At 67.1% G+C, this 16,281-nt stretch carries 16 protein-coding genes; 11 read left to right on the top strand and 5 right to left on the bottom strand.

Going from position 1 to position 16,281, the window contains the following annotated elements; all coding sequences use genetic code 11:
* Positions 1–84: 84 nt before the first annotated feature.
* The 9 genes from J2W23_RS16630 to J2W23_RS16590 all read left to right on the top strand — a co-directional run bounded on the left by J2W23_RS16630 (position 85) and on the right by J2W23_RS16590 (position 9,547).
* Entirely contained in the window at positions 85–954 is an 870-nt protein-coding gene (locus tag J2W23_RS16630) for a TorF family putative porin (protein ID WP_307649500.1), read from the top strand.
* A gap of 66 nt (positions 955–1,020) precedes the next feature.
* Positions 1,021–1,359: a P-II family nitrogen regulator gene (glnK, locus tag J2W23_RS16625; RefSeq protein WP_007833403.1), complete on the top strand. Its 339-nt coding sequence runs from the start codon at positions 1,021–1,023 to the stop codon at positions 1,357–1,359.
* A 28-nt stretch (positions 1,360–1,387) separates the two neighbouring features.
* The gene (locus J2W23_RS16620; protein WP_176660582.1) at positions 1,388–2,929 is read left to right on the top strand and encodes an ammonium transporter; all 1,542 of its coding nucleotides are present in this window, start codon (positions 1,388–1,390) and stop codon (positions 2,927–2,929) included.
* Positions 2,930–3,118: 189 nt separating this feature from the next.
* Positions 3,119–4,051, top strand: coding sequence for an SMP-30/gluconolactonase/LRE family protein (locus J2W23_RS16615; RefSeq protein WP_176660583.1), 933 nt, complete (start codon positions 3,119–3,121; stop codon positions 4,049–4,051).
* A 74-nt stretch (positions 4,052–4,125) separates the two neighbouring features.
* A complete protein-coding gene (locus tag J2W23_RS16610) occupies positions 4,126–5,007 on the top strand; it encodes a LysR substrate-binding domain-containing protein (protein ID WP_307649499.1) in 882 nt (293 codons plus the stop codon).
* 131 nt (positions 5,008–5,138) lie between these two features.
* A complete protein-coding gene (locus J2W23_RS16605) occupies positions 5,139–6,641 on the top strand; it encodes an FAD-linked oxidase C-terminal domain-containing protein (RefSeq protein ID WP_307649498.1) in 1,503 nt (500 codons plus the stop codon).
* 27 nt (positions 6,642–6,668) lie between these two features.
* Positions 6,669–7,763 (top strand): glycolate oxidase subunit GlcE, encoded by a 1,095-nt coding sequence (gene glcE, locus J2W23_RS16600; protein WP_307649497.1) that lies wholly within the window; start codon positions 6,669–6,671, stop codon positions 7,761–7,763.
* Positions 7,764–7,783: 20 nt separating this feature from the next.
* The gene (gene glcF, locus J2W23_RS16595; protein ID WP_307649496.1) at positions 7,784–9,025 is read left to right on the top strand and encodes a glycolate oxidase subunit GlcF; all 1,242 of its coding nucleotides are present in this window, start codon (positions 7,784–7,786) and stop codon (positions 9,023–9,025) included.
* A 96-nt stretch (positions 9,026–9,121) separates the two neighbouring features.
* Positions 9,122–9,547, top strand: a complete 426-nt coding sequence (locus J2W23_RS16590; RefSeq protein ID WP_176660588.1) for a carboxypeptidase regulatory-like domain-containing protein — start codon at positions 9,122–9,124, stop codon at positions 9,545–9,547.
* Positions 9,548–9,556: 9 nt separating this feature from the next.
* Here J2W23_RS16590 and J2W23_RS16585 read toward each other — a convergent pair whose 3' ends face one another.
* The 3 genes from J2W23_RS16585 to lplT all read right to left on the bottom strand — a co-directional run bounded on the left by J2W23_RS16585 (position 9,557) and on the right by lplT (position 12,322).
* Entirely contained in the window at positions 9,557–10,045 is a 489-nt protein-coding gene (locus tag J2W23_RS16585) for a glutathione peroxidase (RefSeq protein WP_176660589.1), read from the bottom strand.
* Between the two features lie 11 nt (positions 10,046–10,056).
* Positions 10,057–10,947 carry a DMT family transporter gene (locus J2W23_RS16580; protein ID WP_307649495.1) on the bottom strand — a complete coding sequence of 297 codons (891 nt, stop codon included), beginning with the start codon at positions 10,945–10,947 and terminating at the stop codon, positions 10,057–10,059.
* Between the two features lie 70 nt (positions 10,948–11,017).
* Positions 11,018–12,322, bottom strand: a complete 1,305-nt coding sequence (gene lplT / locus J2W23_RS16575; RefSeq protein WP_176660591.1) for a lysophospholipid transporter LplT — start codon at positions 12,320–12,322, stop codon at positions 11,018–11,020.
* A gap of 193 nt (positions 12,323–12,515) precedes the next feature.
* On the opposite strand from lplT, the gene alr reads away from it, so the two are divergent.
* On the top strand, positions 12,516–13,616 hold the full coding sequence (gene alr, locus J2W23_RS16570; RefSeq protein WP_307649494.1) for an alanine racemase: 1,101 nt from the start codon (positions 12,516–12,518) through the stop codon (positions 13,614–13,616).
* Complete coding sequence (locus J2W23_RS16565; protein WP_307649493.1) at positions 13,613–14,359, top strand: hypothetical protein; 747 nt, start codon at positions 13,613–13,615, stop codon at positions 14,357–14,359. Before alr ends, J2W23_RS16565 begins: the two co-directional genes overlap by 4 nt.
* A gap of 120 nt (positions 14,360–14,479) precedes the next feature.
* Here the strand turns inward: J2W23_RS16565 and J2W23_RS16560 are convergent, their stop codons facing one another.
* Together J2W23_RS16560 and J2W23_RS16555 are read right to left on the bottom strand one after the other, a co-directional pair.
* Positions 14,480–15,457: a 2-dehydropantoate 2-reductase gene (locus J2W23_RS16560; protein WP_307649492.1), complete on the bottom strand. Its 978-nt coding sequence runs from the start codon at positions 15,455–15,457 to the stop codon at positions 14,480–14,482.
* Between the two features lie 13 nt (positions 15,458–15,470).
* Positions 15,471–16,271 (bottom strand): class II aldolase/adducin family protein, encoded by an 801-nt coding sequence (locus tag J2W23_RS16555; RefSeq protein WP_307649491.1) that lies wholly within the window; start codon positions 16,269–16,271, stop codon positions 15,471–15,473.
* Between the last annotated feature and the right edge of the window lie 10 nt (positions 16,272–16,281).

Genomic DNA, 16,281 nt, shown 5'->3' with positions numbered 1-16,281 from the left:
GAAGGTATTCGTGCACTTTGGCACGCTCCCTGCTTTGAGGGTGTCAGGTCCCACAACACTTACTTACTTGCGAGGAGTTTCCCGATGACGCACCGTTCCGCCGTCCAGGCGCTGATCGTTCTGGCCACTGCATTGACCACGTCGGGCGCCGCCCTGGCGCAGACAGCTCCGGCGGATCCGGCGCCCGCCCCGGCCCCGTCGCTGACCGGAAACGTCTCGCTGACCACCAACTACAAGTTCCGCGGCCAGGACCAGGACATGCTGGGCCGCAACGACTACGCCAAGACCCGCAGCCTGAAGCCCGCCATCCAGGGCGGCTTCGACTACGCCTTCGGCGACAGCGGCTTCTACGTGGGCAACTGGAACTCGAGCGTCAACTGGCTCAAGGGCAACAGCATCGAGACCGACCTGTACGGCGGCTACAAGTTCAAGGCCGGCCCGGTCGACCTGGACGTCGGTGCGCTCACCTACATCTACCCGGGCAACTCCGTGGGCAACACCACCGAGCTCTACCTGGGCGCCACCTACGCCAACGAAACCTTCGGCTCGTTCACCGCCAAGTACTCGCACACGGTGTCCAAGGACTACTTCGGCTACGCCGGCAACAAGCTCGGCTCGGGCCTGAAGGGCCGCAACACCGGCTACCTGAACCTCGCATACAGCAAGGAAATCGTGCCCAAGGTCACGCTGAAGGCCGCCGTTGGCTTCACCAACATGTCCAGCGACATCCGCAGCCTTGGCTACAAGAGCTATGTCGACTACAACATCGGCGCCACCTACGACTTCGGCGGTGGCCTGACGCTCACGGGCTCCGTGCAGGGCGCCAACAAGAAGGCGAACTACCAGGTCGTCGCGTACCCGGGCATCGAGATCCCCGACTTCGGCACCTTCGGCACCACGTACTACTCGCCGAACAAGGCGCGCTTCATCCTCACGCTGACGAAGACGCTCTAAATAAAAACAACGAGGTGCGGCCCAAGCTGCCGCACCATTCCATTTCCATCCAAAGGAGAAGTTCACATGAAGCTGGTCACAGCCATCATCAAACCGTTCAAGCTCGACGAAGTGCGCGAAGCACTCTCGGCGATCGGCGTGCAGGGGATCACCGTCACCGAGGTGAAGGGCTTCGGCCGCCAGAAGGGCCACACCGAGCTCTACCGCGGCGCGGAGTACGTGGTCGACTTCCTGCCCAAGGTCAAGATCGAGGCGGCCGTCTCCGACGACCTGGTCGATCGCGTGATCGAAGCCGTCGAAGGTGCAGCGCGCACCGGCAAGATCGGCGACGGAAAGATCTTTGTCTACAACCTCGAGCAGGTCGTACGCATCCGCACCGGCGAAACGGGCCGAGAAGCCCTCTGATCGAGTCTGGCCCGAAAGAACAACGATTATGAAAAAACTGCTTGTCTCTCTTGCGCTCGGCCTGAGCGTTCTCGCCGCCGGCACGTCCGGCTTCGCACAGACGCCCGCCGCGCCTGCTGAAGCGCCCGCCGCATCCGCGCCGGCTGCCGCAGCACCCGCGGCCGCTCCCGCTGCTGCAGCGCCTGCCGCCGCAGCAGCAGCTCCCGCCGCGGCCGAGGCAGCGCCTGCTGCCGCACCCGCGCCGTCCTTCAACAAGGGCGACACCAGCTGGATGATGCTGTCCACGCTGCTCGTGATCATGATGACCATCCCCGGCCTGGCCCTGTTCTACGGCGGCCTCGTGCGCAGCAAGAACATGCTGTCGGTGCTGATGCAGGTGATGGTCACGTTCTCGCTGATCGTGGTGCTGTGGCTCATTTACGGCTACAGCCTCGCGTTCACCGAGGGCAATGCCTTCATCGGCGGATTCGACCGGCTCTTCATGAAGGGGATCTTCGATCCGGCCACCGGCGTGTTCGCCGCCGGCGCGACCTTCAGCAAGGGCGTCTATATCCCCGAGCTGCTGTTCGCCGCTTTCCAGGCCACGTTCGCCGGCATCACCTGCTGCCTGATCGTGGGTGCCTTCGCCGAACGTGCCAAGTTCTCGGCCGTGCTGCTGTTCATGGTGATCTGGTTCACCTTCAGCTATGCGCCGCTGGCCCACATGGTCTGGTTCTGGATGGGCCCGGACGCCTACACCGCCGCCAACGTGGTGGACGCCAACAACGCCAAGGCCGGCCTGATCTGGCAGTGGGGCGCGCTCGACTTCGCAGGCGGCACCGTGGTGCACATCAACGCAGCCGTCGCCGGCCTCGTGGGCGCCTTCCTGATCGGCAAGCGCGTCGGTTACGGCAAGGAAGCCTTCACGCCGCACTCGCTCACGCTCACCATGGTCGGCGCCTCGCTGCTGTGGGTCGGCTGGTTCGGTTTCAACGCGGGTTCGGCCCTGGAAGCCGGCACCAGCGCCGTGCTCGCCTTCATGAACACCTTCTCGGCCACCGCCGCCGCCGTGCTCGCATGGTGCATCGGTGAAGCGCTGATGCGCGGCAAGGCTTCGATGCTGGGTGCCGCCTCGGGCGCTGTTGCAGGCCTCGTGGCCATCACCCCGGCCGCCGGCAACGTCGGCCTGATGGGCGCCATCGTGATCGGCTTCGTCGCCGGCTTCGCCTGCCTCTGGGGCGTCAACGGCCTCAAGAAGCTGCTCGGCGCGGACGACTCGCTCGACGTGTTCGGCGTGCACGGTGTCGGCGGTATCGTCGGTGCGCTGCTCACCGGCGTGTTCAACACCCAGGCACTGGGCGGCCCCGGCCTCGTGGGCGACTGGGTCACGGCCAGCGTCGTGTCCAACGGCATCGGTGCCCAGGTCTGGATCCAGCTCAAGGGCGTGCTGCTGACCATCGTGTGGTCGGGCGTGGTGGCGTTCATCGCCTTCAAGATCGCCGACCTCACCATCGGCCTGCGTGTGTCGGAAGAAGAAGAGCGCGAAGGCCTCGACATCTCCTCGCACGGCGAGACTGCATACAACCGTTGATTCCCTACTGGGGAGCTCTTCCGGGTTCCCCAGCCGGATGACCACCATCCTTTTCCTTCACAAGAACAATTCTTCGTAACGAGTTTTTCAAGCGAGGTCTCCTTTGGATGTTCAGCCCGCGAGCGCTCCGGCGCCAGCGGGCTTTTTTTTGCCCGTCGCCGCCATGGCCAGGGGCACAATCGCCACACCATGTGGACCTCCATCGAAGACAGCCTCTGCGCGCTCGGCGAATCGCCGTTCTGGCACCCTGAAGAACGCGCCCTCTACTGGCTCGACATTCCGGGCCGCGCCGTGCTGCGAACGCGCGGCGACATCGGAACGCCATCCGCCACCGTCGAGCGATGGGCGCTCCCCACCGAACCCGGCTGCATGGCGCCCGCCCGAAGCGGCGGCCTCGTGATCGCGCTGCGCGACGGCATTTATCGCGCGCGCGAATGGGGTGGCGAGCTGGTCGCGATGGCGCGCGTCGAGCACGACGTGCGCACCATGCGCTTCAACGATGGCAAATGCGATCCGCTCGGCCGCTTCTGGGGCGGCTCGCTCAACGAGGCGAAAGACCGCGCCAATGCCGCGCTCTACTGCTTCGATGCGCGCCCCGGCACCGACATCGCCCCCACGCTCACGCAGATGGCCAACGAGTCCACCACCGCCAACGGCCTCGCGTTTTCTCCCGACGCACGCACCCTCTACTGGGCCGACACCGCCGCGCATGTGGTCTGCGCATGGGACTGGGACGCCGAAGCCAACGCGCTCTCGCACGCCCGCGTGTTCCACCAGTTCGACGCCAAGCCCGAAGGCTGGACACCCGATTCGCCCGTTCGCTACGAAGGCCGGCCCGATGGCGCGACGGTCGATGCGGAGGGCCACTACTGGGTCGCGATGTTCGAAGGTGCGCAGCTGCTGCGCTTCGCGCCGTCGGGCGAGATCGTGGCCTCGGTGTCCGTGCCCGTTCAATGCCCGACCATGCCTTGCTTTGGAGGCGACGACTTGAAGACGTTGTTCGTCACCAGTGGCCGCAAGGGGCGGCCCGCTGCGGAGATCGAACGGCTTCCGGCATCGGGCACTGTGATCTCGATGCGTGTCGATACGCCGGGGTTGCCCGTCAACTTCTTCGAGGACTGAAGTGGGGCATTCGCGGAGGGGAGTACCCGGTGGCCTGCGCACTCGCCCTGAACAAGAGCCTGGAGCGTAAGACCATGGCCCTCCAGCACATCCCTCCGATCCAGTGCCTGCTGACCTTTGAAGCCGTGGCCAGATTGCGCCACGCAGGCCGCGCAGCCGACGAACTGTGCGTCACTCCCAGCGCAGTCAGCCACCGTATTCGCCAACTCGAAGCGCACGTAGGCTTCAAGCTCTTCGGCCGCAGCGATTTCAGCCTGACGGCCGACGGCGCCGCCTACCTCGCGAACGTGCGTACCGGCCTCGCGGCATTGCAGGCCACGCCTCTCGCCAACGCGGCACCGCGTGCCACGCGCCTGCGCATTGCCGTCACGCCGACCTTCAGCCGCCAGTTCCTGATGCCCCGGCTCGAGCTGTTCCGTAACATCTACCCGGACATCGAACTCGTGCTGCAGGTGTCGATCCCGCTGCTCGATGTGACCGCCGAGCAGGCCGACCTCGAAGTGCGCTACGGCACCGGCGCGTATGCCGACTGCGAACATCGCCTGCTGCTCGAGGAAGAAGTGGTGCCCGCCTGCAGCCCCAGCTACCTCAACGAGTTCGGCCCGTTCGATGGCTTCCGCACCACGGCCGAGATCGCGAGCGCGCGACTCATCCGCAGCCCGCTCGAACCCTGGGGCACCTGGTTCGCGCACTGCGGCATCGACCAGCCCGAGCCGCACGTCGGCTCCCAGTTCAACGACCTGGGGCTGGTCTACGACGCGGCCGCGAGTGGCTTCGGCGTGGCGCTGGTGCGCCAGAAGATGGGCGCCGCGTGGTTCGAATCGGGGCGGCTCGTGGCGCTTTCCGACCTGGCGGTGCCGTCGCCGCACCGGCACACCATCTGCTGGCAGCCCGGCACGCTCGAGCGCTGGGAATGCGCGGCGTTCGTCGACTGGCTCGCGCAAAGCCTGCGCTGAGCGGGCGGCCGGGCCTGCCGGCAAAGTTCTTTCAAGCGCGGCGCAAAAAAGCTTCAACCCGACGCCGCCGCATTTCCGTAGAGTGCGGTACCCCCGAGACATCCGCCAGAAAAGACAAGAGGCCCCGCCGCATGAACGCGCCGCTCACCGCCGTCCAGCAAGACTCGCTACAGAAAACGGAGCGCCAGTCGCAGGTGGTGCGCGCGCTGCAAGCGCACCTGCCCGCGCATTCCCTCATCTGGCACGCCGAGGACACCACGCCCTACGAGTGCGACGGCCTCACCGCCTACCGGCAGCGGCCGCTCGTCGTGGCCCTGCCCGAGACCGAGGCGCAGGTCGCCGCCGTGCTCAAGACCTGCCACCAACTGGGTGTTCCCGTGGTGGCGCGCGGCGCGGGCACCGGGCTTTCGGGCGGTGCGATGCCCCACGCGCTGGGCGTGACGCTCTCGCTGGCCAAGTTCAACCGCATCCTGAAGATCGATCCGGTGAGTCGCACAGCCGTCGTGCAGTGCGGTGTGCGCAACCTCGCGATCAGCGAGGCGGCTGCGCCGTTCAACCTCTACTACGCGCCCGATCCGTCGAGCCAGATCGCTTGCACCATCGGCGGCAACGTGGCCGAGAACTCGGGCGGCGTGCATTGCCTGAAGTACGGCCTTACGCTGCACAACGTACTGCGCGTGCGCGGCTTCACTGCCGAAGGCGATGCCATCGAATTCGGCGGCGAAGCGCTCGATGCGCCGGGGCTCGACCTGCTCGCGCTGGTCATCGGCAGCGAAGGCATGCTGGCCGTGACCACCGAGGTCACCGTCAAGCTCGTGCCCAAGCCGCAGCTCGCGCGCTGCATCATGGCCAGCTTCGACGACGTGCGCAAAGCGGGTGATGCGGTCGCGGCGGTGATCGCGGCCGGCATCATTCCCGCGGGCCTGGAGATGATGGACAAGCCCATGACCGCCGCCGTCGAGGACTTCGTGCGCGCGGGCTACGACCTCGAAGCCGCGGCGATCCTGCTGTGCGAATCCGACGGCACGCCCGAGGAAGTCGAAGAAGAAATCGGCCGCATGACCGCCGTGCTGCGCGGTTGCGGCGCCACCGCCATCGCGGTGAGCAACAACGAAGACGAGCGCATGAAATTCTGGAGCGGCCGCAAGAACGCCTTTCCGGCGTCGGGCCGCATCAGCCCCGACTACATGTGCCTGGATTCGACCATCCCGCGCAAGCGCCTCGCGGACATCCTGCTCGCGATCCAGGAGATGGAGAAGAAGTACAACCTGCGCTGCTGCAACGTGTTCCACGCGGGCGACGGCAACCTGCATCCGCTGGTGCTGTTCGATGCGAACGACCCCGACGAGCTGCACCGCTGCGAGCTCTTCGGCGCCGACATCCTGGAGACCAGCGTTGCGATGGGCGGCACGGTGTCGGGCGAGCATGGCGTGGGCGTGGAGAAGCTCAACAGCATGTGCGTGCAGTTCACCGCCAGCGAGAACGAGCAGATGTTCGGCGTGAAGCGCGCGTTCGATCCGGCCGGGCTGCTGAATCCCGGCAAGGTGATTCCAACGCTGCAGCGCTGCGCCGAGTACGGTAAGCAGGTGGTGCGCGGCGGTCAGTTGCCGCATCCCGACCTGCCGCGCTTCTGAGAACGACGACAACAACAAAAACGGACCATGGATTCAGCTCTCCACCAGATCGTCGAGCGCATCCGCGCCGCAGGCACCGACGCCACGCCGCTTTGCATTCGCGGCGGCGGCACCAAGGATTTCTACGGCGAGGCGCTGCACGGCGATTTCCTCGACACCACCTCATTGACGGGCATCACGAGCTACGAGCCGAGCGAACTGGTCGTCACAGCGCGCACCGGCACGCCGCTTGCCGAACTTGAAGCCGTGCTGGCCGAGAAGGGACAGTGCCTGCCCTTCGAGCCGCCGCACTTCGGCCCTGCCGGCACGGTGGGCGGCATGGTCGCCGCTGGCTTGAGCGGCCCCGCACGCGCGAGCGTGGGCGCGGTGCGCGACTACGTGCTCGGCGCCACGCTCGTCAACGGCCGGGGCGATGTCCTCCGCTTCGGCGGGCAGGTGATGAAGAACGTCGCGGGCTATGACGTCTCGCGTGTGCTCGCCGGCTCGCTCGGCACGCTGGGCGTGATCGCCGAGGTGAGCCTCAAGGTGCTGCCCGTCGCGCCCGCCGAGGCCACGCTGGAGTTCGCCTGCAGCCAGGCCGATGCGCTGCGCTTGCTCAACGAATGGGGCGGCCGGCCGCTGCCCCTGAATGCGAGCTGCTGGTTCGAATACGGCGGAGCCGGCGCGCTTTACCTGCGGCTGCGCGGCGCAGTTGCGGCCGTGGAAGCGGCATGCACGCATCTGGGCGGCGAGCGCAAGGACAACGCACGCGCCGCTGCCGACTGGCAGGCGCTGCGCGATCAACAGTTGCCGTGGTTCGACGGCTCCGACGGAACGGATGCACTCTGGCGCCTGTCGGTGCCGCAGACCGCGCCGGTGCTCGCCATCGACGGCAACGCGCCGTTGATCGAGTGGCATGGCGCACAGCGCTGGTACAAGGCGCCGCCGGATCAAGCCGCACGCATCCGCGAGATCGCGCGTGCGGCGGGCGGACACGCCACGTTGTTCAGGGCGCCGGCCTCCTCGGCAATCCCCCGCTTCGACGCGCTGAGCGCCCCGATTGCCCGCATCCACCGCGCGCTGATGCAGGAGTTCGATCCGCACCGCATCTTCAACCGCGGCCGGCTTCTCGCAGACGCATAAAAAAGAGACGACACCCCGCGATGCAAACCGAACTTGCCCCCGAATTCCGCGACACCGACGACGGCCGTGAAGCCGAAGCCATCCTGCGCAAATGCGTGCACTGCGGCTTCTGCACCGCCACCTGCCCGACCTACCAGCTGCTGGGCGACGAGCTCGACGGTCCGCGCGGCCGCATCTACCTCATCAAGCAGGTGCTCGAAGGCAAGGCGCCGACGCGCAGCACGCAGTTGCACCTGGACCGGTGCCTCACCTGCCGCAACTGCGAGAGCACCTGCCCGAGCGGCGTGCAGTACGGCAAGCTCGTGGACATCGGCCGCAAGATCGTCGACGAGAAGGTGCCGCGCCCCGCAATGGAATCGGCCACGCGCTGGCTGCTGAAGGAAGGCTTGCCGTCGCCGCTCTTCGGCCCCGCGATGAAGCTCGGACAGTCGGTGCGCGGCCTCTTGCCCGATGTGCTCAAGGCCAAGGTGCCCGGGAAGCAGGAAGCGGGCGCCTGGCCCACCGCCACGCATGCGCGCAAGGTGCTGATGCTCGCGGGCTGCGTGCAGCCGTCGATGATGCCCAACATCAACAGCGCCACCGCGCGCGTGCTCGATGCGGCGGGCATCCAGGTGGTGATCGCGAAGGAAGCCGGCTGCTGCGGCGCGGTGAAGTTCCACCTCAACGACCAGGAGGGCGGCAAGGCGCAGATGCGCGCCAACATCGATGCGTGGTGGCCGCAGGTCGAACGCAACGAGGTCGAAGCCATCGTGATGAACGCGTCGGGCTGCGGCGTCACCGTGCGCGAGTACGGCCACATCCTGCAGCACGATGCGGCCTACGCGGCGAAAGCGGCGCGCATCGGCGAGCTGACGCGCGACCTGAGCGAGCTGCTGCCCGATCTCGTGCCCGTGCTGAAGGCCCGCGTGCGCGCGCCCGAGGGTGTGGTCGCCTACCACCCGCCATGCACGCTGCAGCATGGCCAGAAGCTGCGCGGCGGCGTCGAGACCCACCTGCGCGCGCTCGGCTTCGACGTGCGCGTGGCCATGAACGAATCGCACCTGTGCTGCGGCTCGGCAGGCACGTATTCGGTGTTGCAACCCGAGCTGGCCTACCCGCTGCGCGACCGCAAGCTGGGGCACCTGAAGCAGCTGCGGCCCACCACCATCGCCTCGGCCAACATCGGTTGCATCACGCACCTGCAAAGCGGCAGCGGGGAAACGCCGGTGCGGCACTGGGTAGAGCTGCTGGACGCCGCGCTGGCTGGCGGGCGCAAAGGGTAGGGCCTGATCGCACAGCAGGGCAGCGTCCGGTCCGACTCGCGCGGCGAGCGGCTGCGGCGCATCATGGCGGCACCGAATCTGCAAGGAGCCTGTGCCATGTTCCACGTTACCCAACTTCCGCTGCGACGCGTTCTGCTGGCCTGCGCCTGCCTGGCCGGTGCCGTGGCGGCGCAAGCCCAGTCCGCCATGCCTGCGTGGCAAGGCGCCGGCCCGACGCGCTACGTCTGCGGCGGCATCGGCTCCGACGAATCGAATGCCATGCGCGCGGCCATGAAGGAGCATCCGCTCTCGCTGCTGTTCGCACGCGCCGACGGCGCCTACATGGCCAGCGTGGACGTCACGATCAAGGGGGGCGACGCCAACTCGGCCGCCGCCATGGCCTTTCGCGCCGGCGGGCCGGTATGCCTGATCGACATTCCCGACGGGCGCTACACCATCGACGTCACCACGCCCGGCGGGCAGGCCAAGAGCCAGACGGTGACGGTGGGCGGCGGTGCGAAGACCGCCAGCTTTCGCTTCTGAAAAGAGTGTTCAGCCCGCTGCGAGCGCCGCCTCGACGTCGCGTGTGAGCGAGGCGGGCGTGTCGAGCGGCGCATAGCGCTTGAGCACCGTGCCGTCGCGCCCGATGAGGAACTTGGTGAAGTTCCACTTGATGGCCGTCGAGCCCAGGAGGCCGGGCTTTTCCTTGGTGAGCCACTGGTAGAGCGGCGCGGCATTGCTGCCGTTGACGTCGATCTTCTCCATCATCGGAAAACTCACGCCGTAGTTCTTGGTGCAGAAGGCGCCGATTTCCTCGTTGGTGCCCGGGTCCTGCGAGCCGAACTGGTTCGAGGGAAAGCCCAGCACGGTGAGGCCCTGGTCGGCGTACTTCTCGTGCAGCGCTTCGAGCCCGGCGAACTGCGGCGTGAAGCCGCATTTGCTCGCGGTATTGACGATCAGCAGCACCTTGCCTTTGAAGGCGGAAAGCTTCACCGGCTTGCCGTCGATCTGGTTGGCCTCGAAGTCGTAGACGCTGGTCATGGGGGTGTTCCTCAGGTGGACGCAGAGGCGCGATCATCGCCCCGAGCCGGTGTTCGTGCAAACGCGGCCCAGACGGCGCCCAGCACGATCAGCGCGCCGCCCGTGAGGATGCGCAGGTCCATCGTGGACGCGCCGAGCGCGACCGACGAAACGCTGGCGAACAGCACCTCCGACAGCATGATCACCGAGGTCGCGCTGGCCGCCAGCCGTGCCGCGCCGTATTGAAGACACACGTTGGCGATCACGAAACCCGTGCCCAGCAGGACGGCCCAGCCGAACCAGCCCGGCGAGGCCTGCAGCGGCGAAGCGATGGCGCCAAGCGCACTACCGCCGAGCGCCGCGATGCCCGCCACGAACGTGCAGCCGCAGAACATCGCGAGCGCACGCGATTCGCCCGGCGCGTGCCGCAGGTGGCGCAGCACGATGTTGGTCACCGCGAAGCCGAAGCCGGCCGCGAGGCCCAGCCAGTCAGGCAGGCTCGACGGCACCGGCCAGTCGGTGCCCGGCGTCTTGAGCACCACGACCACCCCGGTGAGCGCCAGCGCTACGCGCGCGAGCGCGCCGCCCGTGGGCCGTTCGCCCAGCAGCAGCCAGCCGAGCAGCACGCTCCACAGCGGCATCAGGTAGAACAGCAGCACCACGCGCACCACGTCGCCCTGCGTCACCGCCCAGTTGAAACCCACGTTGGTGAAGCCCGCCGCAAGGCCCAGCACCGCGAGCATCGGGTAGGCGGCCAAGCCCTTCCATGCGTGACGGCGCACGATGCCCATCACGATCGTGATGGCCAGGTAGATGAGGCAGGTGGTCCACACCGGATGCAGGCCGTGGCCTTCGATGTGCCGGAAGGGAAACCACGACAGCCCCCAGACGAAGGCGTTGAAGATCAGCGCGAGGGCGGGCATGGGGGCGTTGGGAGAAAAGGGGCTTCGGCACTCGGCGCGCCGGCCGTCTCACCAACGCAGTCGCGCAAGGTCAGTGGTGTTTGTCGCTGCGGGCGATCGCAAGCAGGTGCTCGACTTCTTCCGGGTACTTCTTGAGGTTGTTCTCGTGCCAGCGCTTGATGAGCCACATGCAGCCCGCCACCACGAGGCCGAAGGCACTGATTGCGCCGTAGGCCGAGAGACCCAGCCCCGTGCAGACGCTGTAGAAGCCGCCCAGCAAGAGAATGCAGGCCTGCTCGTTGAAGTTCTGCACTGCGATCGAGCGGCCCGCGCCCATCAGGTTGTGGCCACGATGCTGCAGCAGCGCATTCATCGGCACCACGAGGAAGCCGCCCAGGCCGCCCAGGATGATGAGGAACGGCACCGCCAGCCACACGTTGCCGATGAAGTTCATGCAGATGACCATCAGCCCCATCGCGATGCCCATCGGGATCACGCGGGTGGCCATGTCCAGCCGCATGCGCATCGAGGCCACGATGGCGCCCACGGCCGTGCCGATGGTCACCACGCCGGTGAGCGCCGAGGCCTGCGTCGTGTTGTAGCCCAGCGCGAGCGATGCCCACGCGAGCACGATGTACTTGAGGTTGCCGCCCGCGCCCCAGAAGAGCGTGGTGGTGGCCAGCGAGATCTGGCCGAGGCGGTCGCGCCACAGGCGTGCATTGCAATGCCAGAAGTCGGGCAGCAGCGCAGCGATGTTGCGCGCGAGGCCGTGCTCGGGGTTGGAGCGCAGCGGGCGCATCTCGACGCCAGTGTGCGGAATGCGTGTGTTGAACCAGGCCGCCAGTATGTACACGAGGATCAGCACCGAGATCGCGGCCTCGGCCGGCGAGTCGATGCCGGTGTCGATCAACGGGAAGTCGAAGGCCAGCAACTGGCTGGAGACCGCATGGCCCACCAGCGTGCCGCCGAGCACGATGCCCAGCAGGATGGAGGCGATGGTCAACCCCTCGATCCAGCCGTTGGCCTTGACCAGCTGGGAGGCGGGCAGCAGTTCGGTCAGGATGCCGTACTTGGCCGGCGAGTAGGCCGCCGCACCCAGGCCCACGATCGAATACGACAACAGGGGGTGCGAGCCGAACAGCATCATCAGGCAGCCGACCACCTTGATCGCGTTGCTGATGAACATCACCTTGCCCTTGGGCAGCGCATCTGCAAACGCGCCCACCAGCGGTGCGAGCACCACGTAGAAGACCGCGAAGATCGGCACCAGGGCCGCGCGTTGCCATTCGGGGGCGCCCGAACTTCGCATGAGATCGACGGCAACAACGAAAAGCGCTTGGTCGGCCAGCGACGAAAAGAACTGGGCCGACATGATCGTGTAGAAACCGCGCTTCATCGATGGGCTGGCTGGCCAGAGGGGTCTGCTGGCGGTAGTGAAAAAGTGTCGCGTCCGGAGCGAATGGGCGGTTATAGCATGGGGGTACGACGTGGAAATGGGCATCCCTTCCGTATTCGACCCCATTCCCGGAAATGCTAAAACGTGGTCTGAACTTAGCCCCAGTCCGCCTGCAGCCTGCCCAAAGCCCCCCATGCCGCGCCCCATTCTTGCCACCGTCCATACCGCCGCCCTGCGCAACAACCTCGACAGGGTCCGCCGCGCGGCCCTCGACGCCCGTGTCTGGGCCGTGGTCAAGGCCAACGCCTATGGCCATGGCATCGAGCGGGTCTATGAGGGCCTGCGCGGTGCCGACGGGTTTGCGCTGCTCGATCTGGCCGAGGCCGAGCGCGTGCGCGCCCTGGGCTGGCGCGGCCCTGTGCTGCTGCTGGAAGGCGTGTTCGACGCGCGCGACCTCGAACTGTGTTCGCGCCTGGACCTCTGGCACACCGTGCACTGCGACGAGCAGATCGACATGCTCGCAGCGCACAAGACCCTCAAGCCGCAGCGTGTTTTCCTGAAAATGAACTCGGGCATGAACCGCCTGGGTTTCACGCCGGAGCGCTTCGGTTCGGCCTGGACGCGGCTCAATGCACTGACGCAGGTCGACGAGATATCGCTGATGACGCACTTCAGCGATGCCGACGGCCCCCGCGGCATCGCGCACCAGCTCGAAGCCTTCGAGCGCGCGACGCGCGACCTGCCGGGCGAACGCTCCATTGCCAACAGCGCGGCTACCCTGCGTCACGCCGACCAGACGCGCGGCGACTGGGTGCGCCCCGGCATCGTGCTGTACGGCAGCGCCCCCGACTTCCCGTTGAACAACGCGGCGCACTGGCAACTGCAGCCAACGATGACGCTGTCGACGCAACTGCTCTCGGTGCAGACGCTCAAGGCCGGCGACACCATCGGCTATGGCTCCAACTTCACGGCCGAAGGGCCGCTCACCATCGGTGTGGCAGCGGTCGGCTACGCCGATGGCTACCCGCGCCACTGCAACACCGGCACGCCGGTGCTGGTGAACGGCGTTCGCACCCGCATGGTGGGCCGCGTGAGCATGGACATGATCACCGTCGACCTCACGCCCGTGCCTGATGCGAAGTTCGGCGCCGAGGTCACGCTGTGGGGCCGCTCGACGGTCACCGATGCGGTGCTGCCCATCGACGAGGTCGCACAGGCGGCGGGCACCGTCGGCTACGAGCTCATGTGCGCCGTGGCCCAACGCGTGCCGTTCGCTGCTCTCATCGACGAATGAAGGTTCTTTCCAACTGGCGCTCGGTGCGCCTTTGGGAAACGCAGGTCGAGCGCGACCTGCACCGCAACTACAGCCTGCGCACGCACGGCATCCTGATCGGCACATTCACGCTCCTCCTCATGTGGGGCGTGTCGGCGCTGCAGATGCACCTGCTGCACGTGGACTCGCTCGCGATTCGCTACTTCCTCACGCTGGGCGTGGGGTATCTGGGCTACCTGCTGGTGCTGCGCTGGTGGGCGAAGCGACTGGTCGAGGGGCGCAGCGTCGATGTCGATGCCGATGTGCCCGATATGGACTTCAGCGGGGGAAGCTCGTCCGATCATCTGAGGGTTGCCGACGTGGCCGACGCCGCCGATGGTGGCAGCGTGCTGTCCGACGTGGCCGGTGGTGTGCTCGATGTGGCGGGCGGTGCGGACGAAGGTGCAATCATTGTGGTGCCGGTGCTGGCCATCTTCGCGATCTGCGTGGCCGTGCTGTTCGGCGCCGGCTATCTCGCGCTGCTGTACTTCAGCTGGGACGCGCTGCTGGCCGTGGCCGTCGAGGTGGCGTTCTCGTATGTCTCGGCTCGCGCCGCGGTGCGCGTGGCGCGCGAAGGCTGGTTGATGGCTGCGGTGCGGCTGACCTGGAAGCCGCTGCTCGGCGCGGTGCTCTCCGCCGTGATCCTCGGGGCCGTGCTCGACCGCTTCATGCCAGAGGTCAATTCCCTCCCCGAGGCGGTGCGGGTCTTGCTGAAGAAGCACTAGCTTCCCGTTTTCGTTGCCGGCGGGTTGCTGGTAGTGGCGGCAGGGTGGTGAGTGACGATGGCGAGCTGCACCGAGACGCGGGCCGCCACGCCCGAGAAGTTCTTGTAAGCAGAGCGGTGCTCAGTACAACCCGAGCTGCCGCGTCCTCAACCGCGCCAGCCCCAGCAGCGCATCGGTGAACGGCGTGGCCACGCCCGTCAACACACCCAGCTCGCGCACCACCGTCACCAGCGCATCGAGCTCCACCGACCGACCGGCTTCCACGTCCTGCAGCATCGAGGTCTTGAACGCGCCGAGCTTCTTGGTCACCTCGTGCCGGTCTTCGGGGCTCTGCGTGATCTCGATGCCGATGCGGCGCCCGATCTCCTTGGCCTCGAGCATCACGGCCGAGATGAAGCTGCGTACATCGTCGTCGCCCATGATGAGGTCGGTGGTGGCGCCGGTCAGCGCACTGATCGGGTTCACCGTCATGTTGCCCCAGAGCTTGAACCACACGTCCTTCTGGATCTGCGGCGACAGCGTGGTGTCGATGCCCGCACGGTTCAGGAGCTCGACCAGCTTCTGCACGCGCGGCGTGGCTTCGCCCGAAGGCTCGCCCACGATCAGTCCGTTGCCGAAGTGATGCCGCACCACGCCCGGTCCGTCGAGCGAGCAGCTCGCATGCACCACGCAGCCGATCACGTTGCGGGCCGGAATGGCCCTGGCGATGGCGCCGTCGGGGTCCACCGCGGCCAGCCGGTGGCCGGTAATTTCGCCGCCGAAGCCGCCTTCCAGAAACCACCACGGCACGCCGTTCATTGCGACCAGCACGATGGTGTCGGGCCCGATCAGCGGCCCGATGCGGTCGGCCACGGCCGCCAGCGCAGGCGCCTTCACGGCGATGACCACCAGGTCCTGCACGCCGAGCATCTCGGGGTCGGCCACCGCGTTGACCGGCACGCGTGTGCGCACGTCGCCGCGCATCAGCGAAAGGCCATCTTGCTGCAGGGTTTCGAGCGTCGCGCCGCGCGCGACCACGTTGAGGCGTTCGCTGGCCTGTGCAAGGCCGGCACCGATCCAGCCGCCGATCGCGCCGGCGCCGTAAATACAAATCTTCATGGGAGAGTTCGCCTCAGTTTCTGTAGCCCGGATCGATGCGGTCGACCTGCCGCACCAGCGCATTGAACACGTCCTGCCCGGCGCCGTGCGCGGGGCTGAACTGCAGCGCATCGCGCGTGCAGCGCTGCGCGATCTCCTCGCTCACCGGAATGGCCACGCCCATCGAGAAGGTCGCCATCTGGATCTCGCAGGCGCGTTGCAGCGTCCACAGGATCGCGAAGGTCTGCGGCAGCGTCTGCCCCCAGGCCAGGAGGCCGTGGTTGCGCAGGATCACCGCGTTGCGGTTGCCGATGCTCTGCAGAAGGCGCGGGCCTTCGTCCGCGTGGATCGTGATGCCCTCGAAGTCGTGGTACGCCACCATGCCGTGCAGCTGGGCGGTATAGAAATTGGTCTGCTGCAGGCCGCCCTGCAGGCAGGCCACGGCCACGCCGGCCGTGGTGTGGGTGTGCATCACGCAGTGCGCGCCGGGCAGGCCGTCGTGGATGGCCGCGTGCACCGTGAAGCCGGCGGGGTTCACCGGGTACGAGGACCCGTCGAGCACCCTGCCGTGCAGGTCGATCTTCACGAGGTTGCTGGCCGTCACCTCGCTGTAGTGCAGGCCGAAGGGGTTGATGAGGAACTGCTTCTCGCCACCGGTCACGCTGTCGGGCAAGCGCACCGTGATGTGGTTGTAGATCATCTCGACCCAGCCGAGCATCGCGAAGACGCGGTAGCAGGCCGCGAGCTCTTCGCGTGCGGCGCGCTCGTCGGGGTGGATCGATGGATGGACCAGCGCCGAGGGCGTCGAGGTCGTGGTGGCGAGTGGGGTGGTCATTGCAGTTCCT

Source organism: Variovorax boronicumulans, from assembly GCF_030812215.1.
Classification (GTDB): domain Bacteria; phylum Pseudomonadota; class Gammaproteobacteria; order Burkholderiales; family Burkholderiaceae_C; genus Variovorax; species Variovorax boronicumulans_C.
This window is presented reverse-complemented; position numbering and strand designations above follow the sequence as displayed.